This window comes from Sinomonas terricola, assembly GCF_034931225.1.
Taxonomy (GTDB): Bacteria; Actinomycetota; Actinomycetes; order Actinomycetales; family Micrococcaceae; genus Sinomonas; species Sinomonas terricola.
The window spans coordinates 124016-140397 of the sequence record NZ_JAYGGQ010000002.1 but is presented as its reverse complement, the minus strand read 5'-3'; the positions used below and the strand labels follow the sequence as shown (position 1 = coordinate 140397).

16 protein-coding genes are annotated in these 16382 nt (G+C 68.8%); 12 read left to right on the top strand and 4 right to left on the bottom strand.

The features are described from left to right. Positions 1–2: 2 nt before the first annotated feature. From SPF06_RS05285 to SPF06_RS05260, 6 genes are all read left to right on the top strand, one after another. Positions 3–1502, top strand: a complete 1500-nt coding sequence (locus tag SPF06_RS05285; protein WP_323277918.1) for a CoA-acylating methylmalonate-semialdehyde dehydrogenase — start codon at positions 3–5, stop codon at positions 1500–1502. Between the two features lie 25 nt (positions 1503–1527). Then, on the top strand, positions 1528–2457 hold the full coding sequence (locus SPF06_RS05280) for a sugar phosphate isomerase/epimerase family protein (RefSeq protein ID WP_323277917.1): 930 nt from the start codon (positions 1528–1530) through the stop codon (positions 2455–2457). 39 nt (positions 2458–2496) lie between these two features. Then, on the top strand, positions 2497–3534 hold the full coding sequence (locus SPF06_RS05275) for a Gfo/Idh/MocA family protein (protein WP_323277916.1): 1038 nt from the start codon (positions 2497–2499) through the stop codon (positions 3532–3534). Then, positions 3531–4415 (top strand): sugar phosphate isomerase/epimerase family protein, encoded by an 885-nt coding sequence (locus SPF06_RS05270; RefSeq protein WP_323277915.1) that lies wholly within the window; start codon positions 3531–3533, stop codon positions 4413–4415. Before SPF06_RS05275 ends, SPF06_RS05270 begins: the two co-directional genes overlap by 4 nt. A 216-nt stretch (positions 4416–4631) precedes the next feature. Next, positions 4632–5201: a hypothetical protein gene (locus SPF06_RS05265; protein WP_323277914.1), complete on the top strand. Its 570-nt coding sequence runs from the start codon at positions 4632–4634 to the stop codon at positions 5199–5201. Between the two features lie 317 nt (positions 5202–5518). Further along, positions 5519–5989, top strand: a complete 471-nt coding sequence (locus tag SPF06_RS05260) for a hypothetical protein (RefSeq protein ID WP_323277913.1) — start codon at positions 5519–5521, stop codon at positions 5987–5989. 24 nt (positions 5990–6013) lie between these two features. Here the strand turns inward: SPF06_RS05260 and SPF06_RS05255 are convergent, their stop codons facing one another. Next, positions 6014–6589, bottom strand: a complete 576-nt coding sequence (locus SPF06_RS05255) for a TetR/AcrR family transcriptional regulator (RefSeq protein WP_323277912.1) — start codon at positions 6587–6589, stop codon at positions 6014–6016. A 124-nt stretch (positions 6590–6713) separates the two neighbouring features. On the opposite strand from SPF06_RS05255, the gene SPF06_RS05250 reads away from it, so the two are divergent. Further along, positions 6714–7343 (top strand): NAD(P)-dependent oxidoreductase, encoded by a 630-nt coding sequence (locus tag SPF06_RS05250; RefSeq protein ID WP_323277911.1) that lies wholly within the window; start codon positions 6714–6716, stop codon positions 7341–7343. A 15-nt stretch (positions 7344–7358) separates the two neighbouring features. On the opposite strand, the gene iolB is transcribed toward SPF06_RS05250, so the two are convergent. Further along, positions 7359–8261: a 5-deoxy-glucuronate isomerase gene (gene iolB / locus SPF06_RS05245; protein WP_323277910.1), complete on the bottom strand. Its 903-nt coding sequence runs from the start codon at positions 8259–8261 to the stop codon at positions 7359–7361. Positions 8262–8311: 50 nt separating this feature from the next. Further along, complete coding sequence (locus SPF06_RS05240) at positions 8312–9052, bottom strand: GntR family transcriptional regulator (protein ID WP_323277909.1); 741 nt, start codon at positions 9050–9052, stop codon at positions 8312–8314. 216 nt (positions 9053–9268) lie between these two features. On the opposite strand from SPF06_RS05240, the gene SPF06_RS05235 reads away from it, so the two are divergent. Both SPF06_RS05235 and SPF06_RS05230 read left to right on the top strand, forming a co-directional pair. Further along, positions 9269–10273: a Gfo/Idh/MocA family oxidoreductase gene (locus tag SPF06_RS05235; protein WP_323277908.1), complete on the top strand. Its 1005-nt coding sequence runs from the start codon at positions 9269–9271 to the stop codon at positions 10271–10273. Continuing rightward, complete coding sequence (locus SPF06_RS05230) at positions 10270–11295, top strand: Gfo/Idh/MocA family protein (protein ID WP_323277907.1); 1026 nt, start codon at positions 10270–10272, stop codon at positions 11293–11295. Before SPF06_RS05235 ends, SPF06_RS05230 begins: the two co-directional genes overlap by 4 nt. Before the next feature lie 70 nt (positions 11296–11365). Here the strand turns inward: SPF06_RS05230 and SPF06_RS05225 are convergent, their stop codons facing one another. Continuing rightward, positions 11366–12415: a LacI family DNA-binding transcriptional regulator gene (locus tag SPF06_RS05225; RefSeq protein ID WP_323277906.1), complete on the bottom strand. Its 1050-nt coding sequence runs from the start codon at positions 12413–12415 to the stop codon at positions 11366–11368. 145 nt (positions 12416–12560) lie between these two features. Here SPF06_RS05225 and SPF06_RS05220 point away from each other — a divergent pair, with 145 nt between their 5' ends. The 3 genes from SPF06_RS05220 to SPF06_RS05210 are packed head-to-tail and all read left to right on the top strand — an operon-like array spanning position 12561 to position 16344. Next, positions 12561–13748 carry a Gfo/Idh/MocA family oxidoreductase gene (locus tag SPF06_RS05220; RefSeq protein WP_323277905.1) on the top strand — a complete coding sequence of 396 codons (1188 nt, stop codon included), beginning with the start codon at positions 12561–12563 and terminating at the stop codon, positions 13746–13748. After that, a complete protein-coding gene (locus SPF06_RS05215) occupies positions 13745–14758 on the top strand; it encodes a sugar phosphate isomerase/epimerase family protein (protein ID WP_323277904.1) in 1014 nt (337 codons plus the stop codon). Before SPF06_RS05220 ends, SPF06_RS05215 begins: the two co-directional genes overlap by 4 nt. Positions 14759–14796: 38 nt before the next feature. Further along, positions 14797–16344 (top strand): succinic semialdehyde dehydrogenase, encoded by a 1548-nt coding sequence (locus SPF06_RS05210; RefSeq protein WP_323277903.1) that lies wholly within the window; start codon positions 14797–14799, stop codon positions 16342–16344. Positions 16345–16382 lie beyond the last annotated feature (38 nt).

The window sequence follows — 16382 nt, the reverse complement described above, 5'->3', positions numbered from 1 at the left end:
CCATGACCATCAAGACCATTCCGCACTTCCTCAACGGCGAAGAGACCAACGGCGTCGGCGAGCGGACGCAGCCGGTGTTCAACCCGGCCACAGGCGAGCAGACCGGCGAGCTGCGCCTCGCAGACGCCGCGGATCTCGAAACCGCCGTCGCGAACGCGCGCAAGGCCGCCGAGACGTGGGGGGACATCTCCCTCGCGAAGCGCACCGCGGTCCTGTTCAAGTTCCGCGAGCTCGTCGCGGCCCACATCAATGAACTTGCCGAGCTCATTACGTCAGAGCACGGCAAAGTCATCTCGGACGCGAAGGGCGAGATCGGGCGCGGCCTCGAGGTTATCGAGTTCGCGTGCGGGATCCCGCAGCTGCTCAAGGGCGCCTACTCCGATCAGGCCTCGACCGGCATCGACGTGTTCTCGTACCGCCAGCCGGTCGGCGTTGTCGCCGGCATCACGCCGTTCAACTTCCCGGTCATGGTGCCGCTCTGGATGGCGCCAGTCGCGATCGCGACGGGCAACACGTTCATCCTCAAGCCCTCCGAGCGCGACCCCTCGCCGTCGATGCTGCTTGCGAAGCTGTGGAAGCAGGCGGGCCTGCCGGACGGCGTGTTCCAGGTGCTGCACGGCGGCAAGGAGACCGTGGACGGGCTCCTGACGCACCCGGACGTCGACGCGGTCTCGTTCGTCGGCTCGACGCCGATCGCGAAGTACGTCCAGGCCACCGCGACGGCGCACGGCAAGCGGGTCCAGGCCCTCGGCGGGGCGAAGAACCACGCGATCATCCTCCCGGACGCGGACCTCGACAACGCCGCGGACCACCTCGCGTCCGCCGCGTTCGGCTCCGCGGGGGAGCGCTGCATGGCGATCTCGGTCGCCGTCGCCGTCGGTTCCGTCGCGGACGAGCTCGTGGCGAAGGTCAAGGACCGCGCCCAGGCCGTCAAGGTCGCCGAGGGCACCGACCCCGAGGCGGAGATGGGCCCGATCATCACTGCCGCGTCGAAGGAGCGCATGAAGGGCATCGTCACGGCAGCGGCCGACGCCGGAGCGAACCTCATCGTCGACGGGCGCGAATTCACCGTGGCCGGCAAGGAGAACGGCTACTGGTTCGGCCCGACCGTGATCGACAACGTCGGCACCGACATGACCGCGTACACCGAGGAGATCTTCGGGCCGGTCCTGGGCGTGGTCCGGGTCGAGACCGTCGAAGAGGCCATCGAGCTCATCAACTCCAACCCGTACGGCAACGGCACCGCGATCTTCACGTCATCCGGCTCGAACGCGCGCAAGTTCCACCGCGGCGTGCATGTCGGGATGATCGGGATCAACGTCCCGATCCCGGTCCCGGTCGCGTACCACTCCTTCGGCGGCTGGAAGAGCTCGCTCTTCGGCGACAAGCACATCTACGGTGAGGAAGGCGTCTCGTTCTACACGCGCGCCAAGGTCATCACCCAGCGCTGGCCCGAGCCCACCCACGCCTCCGGCGCCTCCTACAACTTCCCCTCCAACTGACCGCCGACGCTCCGAAAGGCATTCGATGACGGACATCGACAACAAGCTCATCATCGGGACCGCGCCCGATTCATGGGGCGTCTGGTTCGCCGACGACCCGAAGCAGACCCCGTGGGAGCGCTTCCTCGACGAGGTGGCCGAGGCCGGCTACAAGTGGATCGAGCTCGGGCCGTACGGCTACCTGCCGAATGACCCGTCGCGACTCGCGGATGAGCTCAAGGCCCGCGATCTGCAGGTCTCGGCTGGGACGGTGTTCACGGCGTTCCACCGGGGCGGGCATCCAGGGGATGCAGCATTCGAGGAGGCGTGGGAGCCGGCCCGGCGCGTCGCCGAGCTGACCGCGGCCATGGGAGGCGAGCACATCGTCGTCATCCCCGCCATGTGGCGCGACGACGTCACGGGCGAGGCGGTCGAGAACGAAGTGCTCACGCCCGAGCAATGGGACTCGCTCTTCAAAGGCCACGACGAGCTGGGACGCCGCCTCGGCGAGCAGTTCGGCCTCAAGCAGCAGTTCCACTCGCACGCCGACTCGCACGTCCTCACACAGGCGGACATCGTGCGCCTGCTCGAGAACACGGACGCCGAGCTCCTCAACCTGTGCCTCGACACGGGCCACGCGGAGTACGGAGGAGCCAGCAGCGTGGACCTCATCCGCAAGTACCCCGAGCGCATCGGCTACCTGCACCTCAAGCAGGTTGACCCGGACGTCCTCGCGAAGGTCCGCGCCGAGAACCTCACGTTCGCTGCCGCCAACGCGGCGGGCGTCATGACCGAACCGCCGGGCGGCCTGCCCGATCTTCGCGAAGTCATCGAAGCCGTCGAGGGGCTCAACCGCCCGATCTTCGGAATCGTCGAGCAGGACATGTACCCCGTCGCGTTCGACGTCCCGCTTCCGGTCGCCAGGCGCACCCGCAACTACCTGCTCTCGTGCGGCTCGCGCACGCGCGTTTCCTGACCTCCGGCTCTTGCCGGACCTCCTGTGAAAGGTTCACCCATGGCTGACAACCTGCGCGTCGCCGTCATCGGCGCCGGTCGTATGGGCGCTGACCACATTCAGCGCCTTCACACGCGCATCCACGGCGCCGAGGTGGCCGCCGTCGTCGATATCGACCTTGAGCGTGCCCAGGCCGCAGTCGCCCACATCCCCGGGGCACGTGCCTTCGCGACCGCTGCCGAGGCCTATGCGACCAGCGTAGAAAACGGCGACGTGAACGCCGTCCTCATCGCCACGCCCGGGTTCCTGCACGAGCAGGCGCTCCTCGAGGCCCTCCCGCTCGACATCCCGATCCTGTGCGAGAAGCCGCTCACCCCGGACGCCGATTCTGCGTGGAAGATCGTCGAGGCCGAGGTCGCGATGGGCCGCAAGCGCATCCAGGTCGGCTTCATGCGCCGCTTCGACGCCGAATACGCCCAGCTCGGCGGCCTCATCCGCTCGGGCGAGCTCGGGGAGCTGCTCATGCTCCACTGCCGCCACCGCAACCCGGACACCCCCGCGGGCTTCACGAACGAGATGCTCATCAACGACTCGGTCGTGCACGAGTTCGACGTCATCCGGTACCTCACGGGCGAGGAGATCACGTCCGTGCAGGTCCGGCTCGGCAAGGCCTCGTCGAAGGCGCCGAACGGGCAGCACGATCCGCAGCACGTCCTCATCGAGACGTCCACGGGCGTGCTCGCCGACGTCGAGATCTTCGTCAACGCCCAGTTCGGCTACGAGGTCGCGACGCAGGCCGCGTTCGAGGACGGCATCGTGGACATCGGCGGCGACGGCGGCCCGTACCTGCGGCGTGCCGGCCGCTGGGGCGGCACCGTGACCCCCGGCTTCGAGGCGCGCTTCGGCGCAGCGTACGACGCGGAAATCCAGTCGTGGGTCGACGCCGCCCTTCGCGGGGAGATCGGCGGGCCCTCGGCGTGGGACGGCTACGCGACCGCGGCCTGCTGCGAGGCGGGCGTCGAGGCGCAGAAGAGCGGCGAGAAGGTCGCCGTCGTCCTCCGCGAGCGGCCCGCGCTGTACGGCGAGGGGGCGCCGTGAAGATCGCCCTGGATCCCACCCCGTTCCACCACTCGCATTCGCTCCTCGAGTTCCCGGCGCTCGCCGCCGATCTCGGGTACGAGTACCTCCAGCTCACCCCTCACCGGGACATGATCCCGTTCTTCACGCACCCCAAGGCTGACGACGAGCTTGTCCGCCAGTTCCGCAAGGCGTGCTCGGACGCGGGCGTCGAGGTCGCCTCGGTGCTGCCGGTGCTCCGCTGGTCGGGCCCGGACGAGACCGCCCGCGATGCCGCCGTGCGCTACTGGAAGCGGGCGATCCAGATCACGGTTGATCTCGGCGCGAACCAGATGAACACTGAATTCTCGGGGCGCCCCGAGAAGCCCGAGGAGTCGGAGGCCTGCTTCTACAAGTCCATGGAAGAGCTCCTGCCGATCTTCGAGCGCGAGGGCGTCCACGTGGCGATCGACCCGCACCCGGACGACTTCGTCGAGGAGGGCCTCGCCGCGCTGCGCGTGATCCGCGGGCTCAACTCGCCGAACGTCGGCATGGTCTACGTCGCGTCCCACACGTTCCACATGAAGGACGCCCCGCTCGACATCATGCGTGCCGCGGGCGACCGCCTCCGCGTCGTGCACGTCGCGGACACGATGAACCACCACGCCTCCCACGGCCTGCGGTACATCACGAACCCGCCCGGCAACCCGGTCCGCGTGCACCAGCACCTCAAGATCGGCGACGGCGACGTCAACTGGGACGAGTTCTTCGGCGGCCTCGGCGAGATCGGCTTCCTGGACCGGGACGATACCGTCATGGTCTCGAGCGTCTTCGCCGAGGACGAGAACGCGCACGAAGTCTCGCGCTACCAGTTGCGCACGATGCAGGAACGCGTTTCGCGAGCGCAGGCGGCAGGCCACTAGGCCGGCACCTACTGTTCAATGGGGCCAGGTCCCGTGGGCTCGCACCCACTGGACCTGGCCCATTTGCCTGACCTCTTAACGGCACTTTCGCGCCGACTTTGGGGCATTTCCGCGCCAATCCGCGCTTCCTGCTTGCTGAACCGCAGAAAACCCTGACAGCGTTGTCCACGGGAGATCCCCGAAATGAGTGGAGGATACCTGTCGAGGTGGGGGAACATGAAGAAGATCGCGGTGGCAATAGCTGGAACGGTGGCGAGCCTGGTGTGCCTGGGCGTCACGCCCGTTTATGGGGCGGCTTCATTAGATGAGGTGGAGGTCCTTCGGAAACAGGCTGCCTCCTCAAGCGCGACTGATCCGAGCAAGGATCTGCTGCGTGACGCCGTAGGTGATCGGCTCGTGATAGATCGAATGCCATCAACGTCGGTGGAAGTTGGGGGCGGCGAAGTCGTTGTGCATGCCGACGCTGGCTCGCCTATCGAGATCAAATCGGAGCACGGAACCATTGCCATCTCGCAGCCTTTTGCTGCCGAGGCGGCACCTGCGAAGAATCTTCGTGGCGGCGTGGTGTCCCATGACAACAAGAACCAATCCAAGACGATCAAGGCAGTCAAGAACGACGGTTCCGTCCAGCTTGGAACCATCATCGAATCTGAAAATGCTCCTAGCCGCTACACATACAACCTCACTGTTCCACCGGGTGCTGCGGTCGAATCCAGATCGTCGATCATCGGGCGTCGGGGGTTTCCTACCCCGTGGTGGCCGACCCAGCCTATTCGCGCGGCATGATCCATCATGTCCTACGAGAGACGTGGCGTAACGGAGGATGGGAAGTAAGCCAGGTGACCGCCCTGGCCCGTTGGCTCCAACCGTTCAATCCGGGGCTCGTATACGCAGAGGGTCTTGCCGACTTGCGCCAACATCATCCACGTTCGATGTGGTATGCCACGATGGCGCAGCAGTGGGAGTGCCATGTTGTTGGCCCTCCCGGAACGATGACCATTGATCTGGAGAGTTGGCGATACAGCAACCCGAATTGGCGGTCGAGAATCGCGTGGCCAAACAACCGGAACGACGTTTACCGAGTGTGCAACTGGTAGCGGCCAATGAAGAAGGTGCATGTATGGCTGGTAAGCACTGCGGGGATGACAGGATGGCTGGCCTTTGATGTCCTGTCAACCTTGGCCTCGTTCGATGTGAGCTTGTATGACGTTCTATCGTCCGGTTGGGCCGGTGAAGCTGATCTCTTGGCTTTTCATCTTGCCGTGTGGTTCGTGCTCGTGGTGAGTGGAACCTGGTTGGTTTCCAACTATCGAGACGAGCTTCCAGCGTTCGGAATTGCGAACGGCGGAACCTGGCTCTTCGTGAATATCTCGTACGGGATGGTCGCCGCGACTGGATTGCTTTCGATTATGTTCGACATTGCGTGGTTTGCGCATGTCGCGGATGTCGTTCCGTGGGACCCACGGGAGTCGAATCTCTTGGATCGAGCTCCGTGGGTTCTTGCATGGTCTGGAGCGTTGGCCGTTCCGATCAGCGAGGCGCTTCGCCGCAGATTCATCGCCCGACGTGCATGATCTATGCGCAATGCCCGCTGGCCCTTAAGCGCACTGGCGCGTGAGAAGGGCGTCCACGAGCGCCTCGGGGCTCGGCCCCGCCTCGTTCGTGAAGTTCCCGAGGAACGCCTGCATGAAGCACGCGCCGAGCAGGAGCGCTGCTGCGGCCTCGGGATCGGCGTCTGGCCCGAGGTCGCCGTCGGCCTTCGCGTTGGCGAGGTAACGCGCGAGCGCTTCGCGGACGTGCTGCGGGCCAACGCCCCGTTCTGTCAGTGCCCCTCGGTGCGCTGCGAGGAGCGCGGGCTCGGAGAAGATCGAGGCGGCCATGGGAAACGTCTCGGTGTAGAACTCGATCGCCGTCCGCGCGACCTCAAGGAGATTCGCTCGCAAGTTGCCGCGGCCCGGCTGCTCTGCGAGCGCGGCGAGCAGCTCGGGCAGATGGCCGGGCGCGCGTTCACGCAGCACCGCGAGGAAGAGGTCGGTCTTGTCGCGGAAGTGCTTGTAGAGCGCGGCTTCGGAGAACCCAGACTCTCGCGCGATCTCCTTGGTCGTGGCCCGCGCGAGGCCCTTTGTGCGCATAACGTGCGCGGCGGCGTCGAGCATCCGGCCCCGGGTATCCATGGCGCGCCTCCAGTTCGAGCCGGCATTCGTCGACGGCTTCCATTGACAGGTTAGTAATTACTCACTCACGATGGTAGCGAACCATCCGGTTAGTAAGTGCTCACCAACTATGGAAGGGATCGACATGAAGATCACCGTGTTCGGCGCGACCGGCGGCACCGGACTTGAAGTCGTCCGGCAGGCGGCCGCGGCAGGCCACGAGGTCACGGCTGTCGTCCGCGATCCGGCGCGCCTTGCTCCCGTGCCGGGTGTCGCCGTCGTCCGTGCCGACGTCATGGATCCGGCGAGCATCGCGCCTTCGCTGGTCGGGGCCGACGCCGTCGTGTCCGCGCTCGGCAATCGCGACATCCGCCACGCGACCACCGTGTGCTCGGGTGGGGTCGCGAGCATCATCGAGGCGATGGAGGGCGCAAACGTGCGCCGGCTTGCCGTCGTGAGCGCGAGCGGCTTGGTGACGGACGGCGCCGACGACTTCCTCACACGGTACGTCGCCAAGCCGATCCTCCAGCGGATCCTCGCGTACAACTTCGCGGACCTGCGGCGCATGGAGGAGATCGTGCGGGAGTCCGGCCTGGACTGGACGATCGTGCGCCCTTCGCGGCTCCTCGACCGTCCGCGCGGGAACTACCGCGTGGAGATCGGGCGGAACCTTCCGCGCGGCTACAACACGCGCCGCGCCGACGTCGCCGATTACATCCTGAGGAGCCTGGACGACGGCGCCGCCGTGGGGGAGGCGGTCGCCGTCGCCATCTAGGGGCTCGCCGGTGGGTCAGGACGTGAACGGAAGCCGGGGGTCGATGGCCTGGGCGTCCCACGTGCTGCGGATCCAGCCGTGGTGCGGGTCGTCGCTGATGAGCCACTCGCGCACGCGGCCGGGGCCGGCCATGACGTTGAGGTAGTACAGGTCGTACCCGGGGGCCGCCATCGCGGGGCCGTGCCAGCCGTAGGGGACGAGGACGACGTCGCCTGTGCGCACCTCCGCGTTGACGTCGATGGGCCGCTCGTCGGACGCGTAGACGCGGGCGTAGCCCACGGGGTCTTGGCCCGCGCCGTCAGAGTGGGTGGGCGAGCCGGGCGCGAGGCGCGTCTCGAAGTAGTAGATCTCCTCGAGCGAGGTCTCGCCGTCCTTCTCCTCGTCGTGCTTGTGCGGCGGGTAGGAGGACCAGTTGCCGGCGGGCGTGATGACCTCGCAGACGATGAAGCGGTCGGCCTCGAGTGCGGCGGGGGTGCCGAAGTTGTGGACCTCGCGCGAGCAGTTCCCCGCACCGCGCAGCTCGACGGGGGTTTCCTCGGCGCGGATGAGCCTCGTGGGGTATTCGGCCTTCGCGGGGGCGAGGGCGACGGCGACGCGCCCGCCCAGCGGGCTCGTGATCTCGACGGCCTTGCCGATGCCTGTGTAGAGCACATCGCTCGGGCCCGCGAAGACGGACGCGCGGCCGCGCAGGGAGTACATTTCGCCGTCGACCGTTGCCTCGAAGGCACCGCTCAGCGGGACGACGATGCGCTCCTCGCCCGCGGCTTCGAGCGAGATGGTCGCGCCGGGGGCGAGCTCGGCGACCTTGATGCCGGTGTGCGCCCAGCCGCGCAGCGGGGTCGCACTGTCGTGTGCGCCGAGCGAAACCTGCCATGCGCCGTCTGCGGCGCTGCCGAGGGAGTAGACCCACTCTGCCATGGGGGTGTTCCTTTCCGGTGGTGCGGGCCCGGCGCCGGAACGGGGCGTTCTCAGCGCTGGACGAGAGTCATTTCGAAGCTGTAGGAGTCGGCCCGGTAGACGTGCCGGCCAGTCTCGACGTTCCGGCCCGTATCGTCGACGGCCGTGCGCTCCATCGTGACGAGCGCGGCCCCCGGTGCGGTTTGGAGGAGGTCGGCCTGGTAGTCGTCGGCCACCGTGGCGCCAATGCGCTGGTTCGCGAGCCGGAAGTTCACCCCGGCCTCGCGCAGGATCTGGTACATGCCGTGGGCGCGGAGGCCCTCCTCGGTGAGCTCGGCGACGTCGTCCCGCACCCAGTTCTCCATGAGGGCCAGGGGCTTGTCCCCGACGGAGCGGAGGCGCGTGAAGTGGTACACGCCGACGCCCGGGGGAAGCTGGAGAGTCGTGGCGACCTCCTCCTCGGCGGGGCCGTGGCGGAAGGCCAAGACTCTCGTCGTGGGTTCCTGCCCGCTCTGGGAGAGGTCGTCGTAGAGGCTCGAGAGCTCGAGGTGACGGCGCACCTGGCTCGCCACGACCTGCGTTCCGACGCCGCGCTTGCGGACGAGGAGCCCCGCGCGGACGAGCTCGTCCATGGCCTTGCGCATCGTCGGCCGAGACAGGTTGAGCTGGGCGGCGAGCTCGATCTCGTTCTCGAGCTTCGAGCCCGGCTCAAGCGCACCGGTGCGGATCATCGCCTCGATGCCCTGGACCACCTGATGGTAGAGCGGCACAGGGGAGGACCGATCGATAGGGATGTTGAGGCTGGTCGCCATAACCCCTCCTTGGGCTGGGCGGTAGGCCCTGCTTTGTTTAATTGATAGGACAAACTCCTGTGGGTCATCCTAGCACTTTGTGCGGGACTCGTCGGGAATGTCACGCCGTTTCCCGGCCCGCGCGCGATGCGGGCCTCTTGACAGGACAAATGGGCCGAACGCTAAAGTGTCGGTGGACCTTGGAACGTTCCACTATTTCCTGAGAAGGGACTCAGCATGACCATCCGAGTGGGCGTCATCGGCGCTGGCATCATGGGCGCGGATCACGCGCGCAACCTTGCGGGCGCGGTGAGCGGCGCGCGCGTATCGCTCGTCGCGGACCTCGACGCCCAGCGCGCCGCGAGGACCGCGAGCGCCGCGGGGGCGCGCAGCACCACCGACCCGAACGCGCTCATCGCAGATCCGGACGTCGACGCCGTCGTCATTGCGTCCCACGACTCGACCCACGCCGAGCTCATCACGGCCTGCCTCGCGGCGGGCAAGCCCGTGCTGTGCGAGAAGCCGCTCGCCCCCACGGTCGAGGAGGGGCGCGCCGTCGTCGAGGCGGAGGAGAAGGTGGCCGCGGAGCTGGGCCGAAGCCTCGTCTCCCTCGGCTTCATGCGCCGCTTCGACCCTGCCCACACCGAGCTCAAGCGCCGGATCGAGGCGGGCGAGCTCGGCGACGTCCTCGCCGTCCACTGCGTGAGCCGCAACGTCCGCTCCGCGCCGGATGCCACGAATGTCTCCGCCATCACGAACTCCGCCATCCACGAGCTCGACTCGATGCCCTGGCTCCTCGGCACGGAGGTCGCGGAGGTCGCGTGGGTCTCGGGCCGGAAGACGAGCGCGCTCGCCCCCGCGGGGCTTCAGGACCCGGCGTTCATGCTCCTGCGCATGGCCGACGGCGTCCTCGTGACGCTCGAGCTCTTCCTCAACGCCGAATATGGCTACTCGACGCGCTGCGAGGTCGTCGGGGAGCGTGGCTCGGCGGCCTTCACGGAGGCGCCCCTGCTCGAGCTCAACCTCGAACGCTCCCGCGCGACGGAGTACCCCGCCGACTGGCGGCCCCGGTTCGCGGACGCGTACCGGATCGAGCTTCAGGCGTGGGTCGACTCGCTCCGAGACGGCAAGGCGTCCGCCCTCGCGACGGCGCGCGAGGGGCTGCGCGCGTCGGAGATCGGTGCGGCGCTTGCGGCGTCGATCGAGGCTGGTGGCGCGTTCGTCCCGGTGGTCCACGCGTGAGCGGCTTCGACTTCCCCGCGCCCCGTGTCCCGGATCCGGCGGCTGCCCCGAGGCTGCGCTGGGGGATCGCGGGGCCGGGTTGGATCGGGGAGCGGTTTGCGGAGTCCCTCGCGCGGCACGGTTCGCAGCGCGTGACGGCGGTGGGCTCGCGCTCGCTCCCGCGGGCCGAGGCGTTCGCCGGCCCCCGCGGGCTCCGGGCGCACGGCTCGTACGGCGGGCTCGCGGCGGATCCCGAGGTCGACGTCGTCTACGTCGCGACGCCCCACGCCGCCCACCTCGAGGTGGCGCTCGAGGCGATCGAGGCCGGCAAGCACGTGCTCGTCGAGAAGCCGATCGGGATCAACGCTGCGCAGGCCGAGCAGCTCGCCGACGCCGCGACGGCGCGCGGGGTGTTCGCGGCCGAGGCACTGTGGACGGCGTTCCTTCCCTCGTGCGACGTCGCCCGGCAGCTCGTGCGCGGCGGCCGCCTGGGCGAGCTGACCGCCGTCGTCGGCGACTACGGCGAGTACCTCCCGCCGTCGCACCGCGCCCACGAATCGGCCCTCGCCGGCGGCCCGCTTCTCGACCTCGGCATCTACCTCCTCGCGCTTGCGACCGACATCCTCGGCGAGCCAGATCGCGTCCTCGGGCTTGGCTCCCCCCTCGCGAACGGCGTCAACGGCCAGCTCTCGGCGCTCCTCGGCTTCCCGGGCGGGGCCCAGGCGACGCTCACGACGACGATGCGCGGCTTCACGCCGGCCCTGCTCACCGTTGTCGGCACCGAGGCCGCCCTCACGTTCGACGGGCCGTTCAACTCCCCGGGCGGGCTCACCGTGCGGACGGCCGACGGCGCGACGCACCGCTGGGAGGGACCGCGGGGTTCGCACGTGGAGGGGCTGCATTTCCAGGCCGCTGCGGTGGCGCGGGCTATCGCCGACGGACGGCTTGAGGCCGACGAGCGGCCGCTCGCCTCAAGCATCCTTGCGCTGCGCGTGGCCGACGAGCTGCGCCGGCAGGCGGGGATCGTGTATCCGGGGGAGTAGCGCGCTCGGAATCCCGGCGCGTCCCGCGTTTTCGCCGTGTCGCGCCTCAACAAGCGGACGGGAGCGCGATTCAACCGCGCGGCGCCGTGGACTCCCTGACGACGAGCGAGGGCTCGATGAGCGCGTGACGTCGCGGGGCGCCAGGGTCGTCGAGGCGGGAGAGGAGCGTGCGGGCGGTCTCGGCGCCGATCTCGCGGCTGTGCGGGTCCACGCTTGTGAGCGCGAGATAGCGGTAGGCGGCGAGCGGCGAGTTGTCATAGCCGACGACGGCGACGTCCGCGGGCACTGACAGCCCCCGTTCGCGGAGGGCGGCGAACGTGCCGACAGCCATGAGGTCGTTCGAGGCGACGAGCGCGGTGATCTCGGGGTGCTCCGCGAAGAGTTCGTGCGCCGCCGCGTAGCCCTCGGCCTCCGTGGTCGTCCGGTCCGCGCCGACGACTCTGGAAGCGAGCCCGGCCCCGCGCATCGTCCGTTCGTAGCCGCGCCGCCGGTGGGCCGCAGGGCCGCTCCGGCCCGAAATGTGCGCGATCGCGCGGTGGCCGAGGTCGAGGAGGTGGCGCGTGGCGAGCTCGCCGCCGAGTTCGTCGTCGCCCGCTACGACATCGGCGTGGGGCAGCGCGCCTGAGCCGAGCTCGCGGACGCCGGCCACGACGACCGGCACCGAAACGTCGCGCAGGAGTCCTTCCTCAGGCTCGGCGGCGAGGACGAGCGCGTCGACGTGCTGGGCGATGAAGCCGTCCACGGGGTTGCGCCCCGACGCGGCCTCGAGCTGGAAGTCCGCGACGCTCACGGTATAGCCGGCCGGGTCGAGGACGGACCGCAGGCCCCCGAGGAGCTCGACGAACCAGGGGTTATGGAAGTCGTCGATGAGGACTCCGACGGATCGCGTGCGTTGGCTCGCGAGGGCGCTTGCGGCTCGGCTCGGACGGTAGCCGAGCTCCTCGATCGCGTTCAGCACGGCGAGGCGCCGGGCATCGCTCACGTGCGGCGCGTCGCGCAGCACGAGGGAGACGAGGGACTTCGAGACGCCGGCTCGTTCGGCGACGTCGTAGATCGTCGGCCGGGCGGGGAGCGACGGGGCTTCGGAGCCCGGGCGGGCGGGCGGGTTTCGATCTGCCACGGGATCATCATGGCACTTCGGCGAGCTGCGCCGTCGTCGTCCGCATCGCCCGCGCTCGGGGCCATTGACAGGACAAAAGAGCCTCCCTATCCTCGTTGTGGAGCGCTCCAAAACTACCTCCAGACTTCCTCAAAGGAGAGAGACCATGTCCGAGTCCCTCGGCGTTGCCGTCATCGGCGCAGGCATGGCCGGCAAAGCCCATGCCGCCGCCTACCGCGCCGCGAGCACGCTCTATCGCCCGACGCTGCCCGAGATCCGCCTCGTCTCGATCGGCGACGTCAACGCCGAGTTCGGCCGGGCCGCCGCCCGCCGCTTCGGCTACGCGCGCCACGACTCCTCGTGGCAGGCGATCGCGGAGGCGGACGACATCGACGTCGTGAGCGTCGTCATCGCCAACTCGCTGCATCGCGAGGTTGTCGAGGGCTTGCTCGCCGCCGGAAAGCACGTCCTGTGCGAGAAGCCGCTCTCGGACACGCTCGCCGGCGCCCGCGCGATGGCCGAAGCCGCCGCGGCGGCGGAGGCCCGCGGAACCCTCGGCCGCATCGGCTTCACGTTCCGCCGCACGCCCGGCATCGCCGCGATCCGCGAGCTCATTCAGAACGGGACGCTCGGCCGGCCGCTCCACTTCTCCGGCCGGTACTGGACCGACTACGGCTGCAGCCCCAGCGCGCCCATGAGCTGGCGGTACAAGGGCAGTCCCGGCTCGGGTGCGCTCGCCGACGTCGGCAGTCACCTCGCGTACGTCGGCGAGTTCCTGTGCGGGGACATCAAGTCGGTCTCGGGCGGGCAGCTCTCGACCGCGATCGCGAAGCGACCGCTTCCCCTCGGGGCCGTCATGGGCCACGACCACGCGGCCGTGAGCGACACGTTCGAGGCCGTCGAGAACGACGACGTCGCCTCCTTCTCCGCCGAATTCGAGCAGTGCATCGGCTCCCTGTCCGTCTCCCGTGTGGCCGCGGGGCACGCCAACTCGCTCATGTTCGAGGTGTTCTGCGAGAACGGCGCGGCCGTGTTCGACCAGCGCCGCCCGGCCGAGATCGGGCTGTTCCTCTCCGAGGGCCCGTACGCGCAGAACGGCTATCGTCAGGTGATCCTCGGCCCCGACCACCCGTACATCGCGGGCGGCCTCGCGATGGATGCGCCGAGCGTGGGCTTCGGCCAGAACGACGCGTTCGGGTACCAGGCGCGCGCGTTCCTCGAGGAGGTCGCTGGCCTGCCTGAGTCCGAGTCGCTGCCGCGCTGCGCGAGCTTCGACGAGGGCGTGCGCAACATGGAGATCCTCGCCGCCGTCGCCGAGTCTGCCCAGGCTGACGGGAAGAAGGTCTCGCTGTGAAGCTCGGCGTCTACAACGCGATCCTGCACGACCGTCCCCTTCCAGAGGCCCTCAAGGTCATCGCGGGCCTCGGCCTCAGCGGGATCGAGATCAACACGGGCGGGTTCCTCCCCGCGGTCCACGTCCCGACCTTCGACGACATCCTGGTCTCCGATGCCGCGCGGGACGACTACCTCGGGATCTTCGAGGGAACCGGCGTCTCGATCGCGGGCCTCAACTGCAACGGCAATCCGCTGCACCCCAAGCCCGAGATCGGCGAGAAGCACGCCGAGGACGTCCGTCGCTCGATCCGCCTCGCGGAGCGCCTGGGCCAGAATCGGGTCGTGACCATGTCCGGGCTCCCGGGCGGAGAACCCGGAGCGACGGTGACGAACTGGATCGTGAACGCGTGGAACTCGGCCGCCCTCGACGTGCTCGACTACCAGTGGGACATCGCCGCGAAGTTCTGGCGCGAGACCGACCGCTTCGCGGCGGACCACGGTGTCAAGGTCGCGCTCGAGCTGCACCCGCAGAACATCGTGTTCAACACGGCGGACGTCTACAGGCTCGTTGAGCTCACGGGCGCCACGCATGTGGGCGTCGAGCTCGACGCGTCCCACCTGTTCTGGCAGCAGATGGACCCTGTCGCGGTGGTGCGCGAGCTCGGCCCGCTCGTGTTCCACGCCGCCGCCAAGGACGTGCGCGTCAATACGGAGAACGCCAGGCTGTATGGCGTCCTCGACAACCGGTTCCGCCGCCTCTCGCCCGAGGAGAACCGCACGAACCTCGGCGGCGACGAGTGGGCCAACGAGTGGCCCAAGGACTCCGCGTGGGACTTCGTCGCCCTGGGCCGCGGGCATGACACCGCCTACTGGGCCGAGTTCCTCCGCGCCCTCTATGAGGTGGAACCGGACATGATGGTCAACATCGAGCACGAGGACGTCTCGCTCGGCCGGATCGAGGGCCTCGAGGTGGCGGCGGGCGTGCTGCTCGAGGCGGCCAGATCGATCGGAGTGCTCGCGCAAGCCTGACGCTGAGGTTGGGGGAGCGGGGTGACTATGCTCGTCCTGTGAAAACGCGGACGACGGCGTCCCCCGCTTCCCTGAACATCACGCGCCTCGCCTCACTGGCTACTGGATCCGGCCCGGGGCTCGAGGTGACCCGCCCGACCGACGGCCAGCCACTCGGCGTCGTCCCCCAGACCGCGGGAGGCGAGGTTGAAGCAGCGGTTGGGCGCGCCCGCGCCGTTCAGAAGCAGTGGGCCGCAAGACCGCCGAGGGAACGCGCCGTCGTCGCGCGCCGTTTCGCCAGATCGATCCTCGATCGGCGCGACGAGATCCTCGACCTCATCCAGGCCGAGACGGGCAAATCCCGCCTGGCTGCGCTCGAGGAAGTCATCGATGCTTCGATGATGTCCTCTCACTACGCGCACGCCGCTCCCCGGGCGCTCAGGCCGCGCCGCCACGTGGGCGCGTTCCCCGTCTTCACCCAGACGACCGAGCTGCGGCAGCCCAAAGGGGTCGTCGGGGTCATCACGCCGTGGAACTACCCGTTCACGCTCGTCGCGAGTGACTCCGTTCCCGCCCTCCTCGCGGGCAACGCCGTCGTCGTCAAGCCGGACCTCCAGACCCCTTTCACCGCCCTGCTCGTCCTCGGCCTGCTCCTCGAAGCGGGCCTGCCGCCCGGCCTCATGCAGGTCGTGGTCGGACCCGGCCCGGTGCTGGGACCGCAGCTCATCGGCTCCGTGGACTTCGTGATGTTCACGGGATCGACTGCAACCGGCCGACTCATCGCGCAGCAGTGCGCGGCACGGCTCATCGGATTCTCGGCGGAGCTTGGGGACAAGGGCGCGCTCATCGTGCTTGAGGACGCCGACATCCGCGCGGCGGCCGTCGGCGCGGTTCGCGCCTGCTTTGCGAACGCCGGCCAATTGTGCGTGGGTCCGGAACGGATCTACGTGCACGAGAACGTCCGCGAACGCTTCACGAGGGCCCTCCTCGGCGAGGTGGAGCAGCTGACGCTGGGCGCCGGGACCTCATGGGAGACAGCCATGGGCTCGCTCATCTCGCCCGAGCAGCTCTCGAGCGTTAGGGCCCACCTCGACGACGCCGTGGGGAAGGGTGCACGGATCCTGGCGGGCGGGATCCCGCGCCCCGACCTCGGGCCGAGCTTCTTCGCCCCGACCGTCCTGACAGACGTCCCCGACGACGCAAAGCTCGCCCGGGAGGAGACCTTCGGCCCGATCGTGGCGCTCTACCCCGTCGCGTCGGCCGAGGAGGCGATCGCGCGCGCCAACGACAGCGAGTTCGGGCTCAACGCCAGCGTGTGGACCACGCCGTCGCGCGGCAGGGCACTCGCCGCGCGGATCGAGGCTGGAACGGTCAACGTCAACGAGGGGTATTCCGCGGCGTGGGCTTCCCATGGCTCGCCCATGGGCGGCTGGAAGGAATCCGGCTTGGGCCGTCGCCATGGTGCCGAGGGCCTCCTCAAGTACACCGAGCCCCAGACTGTTGCGGTTCAGCGGGCCATTCCCGTTGCGCCGTTCGCCGGCATGAGCAACGAGACCTTCGCGAACTTCTTCACGCGGGCCACGCGGATCCTCAACCACTTCCGCTGAATCGCGCCCGCGGGTGCGGGGCCATGCCAGCGCCCGGA

What these genes read in the sequence shown, in the direction of transcription:
- SPF06_RS05285 (WP_323277918.1), top strand. Translation starts at nt 3, where the DNA reads ATGACCATCAAGACCATTCCGCACTTCCTCAACGGCGAAGAGACCAAC.
- SPF06_RS05280 (WP_323277917.1), top strand. Translation starts at nt 1,528, where the DNA reads ATGACGGACATCGACAACAAGCTCATCATCGGGACCGCGCCCGATTCA.
- SPF06_RS05275 (WP_323277916.1), top strand. Translation starts at nt 2,497, where the DNA reads ATGGCTGACAACCTGCGCGTCGCCGTCATCGGCGCCGGTCGTATGGGC.
- SPF06_RS05265 (WP_323277914.1), top strand. Translation starts at nt 4,632, where the DNA reads ATGAAGAAGATCGCGGTGGCAATAGCTGGAACGGTGGCGAGCCTGGTG.
- SPF06_RS05260 (WP_323277913.1), top strand. Translation starts at nt 5,519, where the DNA reads ATGAAGAAGGTGCATGTATGGCTGGTAAGCACTGCGGGGATGACAGGA.
- SPF06_RS05255 (WP_323277912.1), bottom strand. Translation starts at nt 6,589, where the DNA reads ATGGATACCCGGGGCCGGATGCTCGACGCCGCCGCGCACGTTATGCGC.
- SPF06_RS05250 (WP_323277911.1), top strand. Translation starts at nt 6,714, where the DNA reads ATGAAGATCACCGTGTTCGGCGCGACCGGCGGCACCGGACTTGAAGTC.
- iolB (WP_323277910.1), bottom strand. Translation starts at nt 8,261, where the DNA reads ATGGCAGAGTGGGTCTACTCCCTCGGCAGCGCCGCAGACGGCGCATGG.
- SPF06_RS05240 (WP_323277909.1), bottom strand. Translation starts at nt 9,052, where the DNA reads ATGGCGACCAGCCTCAACATCCCTATCGATCGGTCCTCCCCTGTGCCG.
- SPF06_RS05235 (WP_323277908.1), top strand. Translation starts at nt 9,269, where the DNA reads ATGACCATCCGAGTGGGCGTCATCGGCGCTGGCATCATGGGCGCGGAT.
- SPF06_RS05220 (WP_323277905.1), top strand. Translation starts at nt 12,561, where the DNA reads ATGTCCGAGTCCCTCGGCGTTGCCGTCATCGGCGCAGGCATGGCCGGC.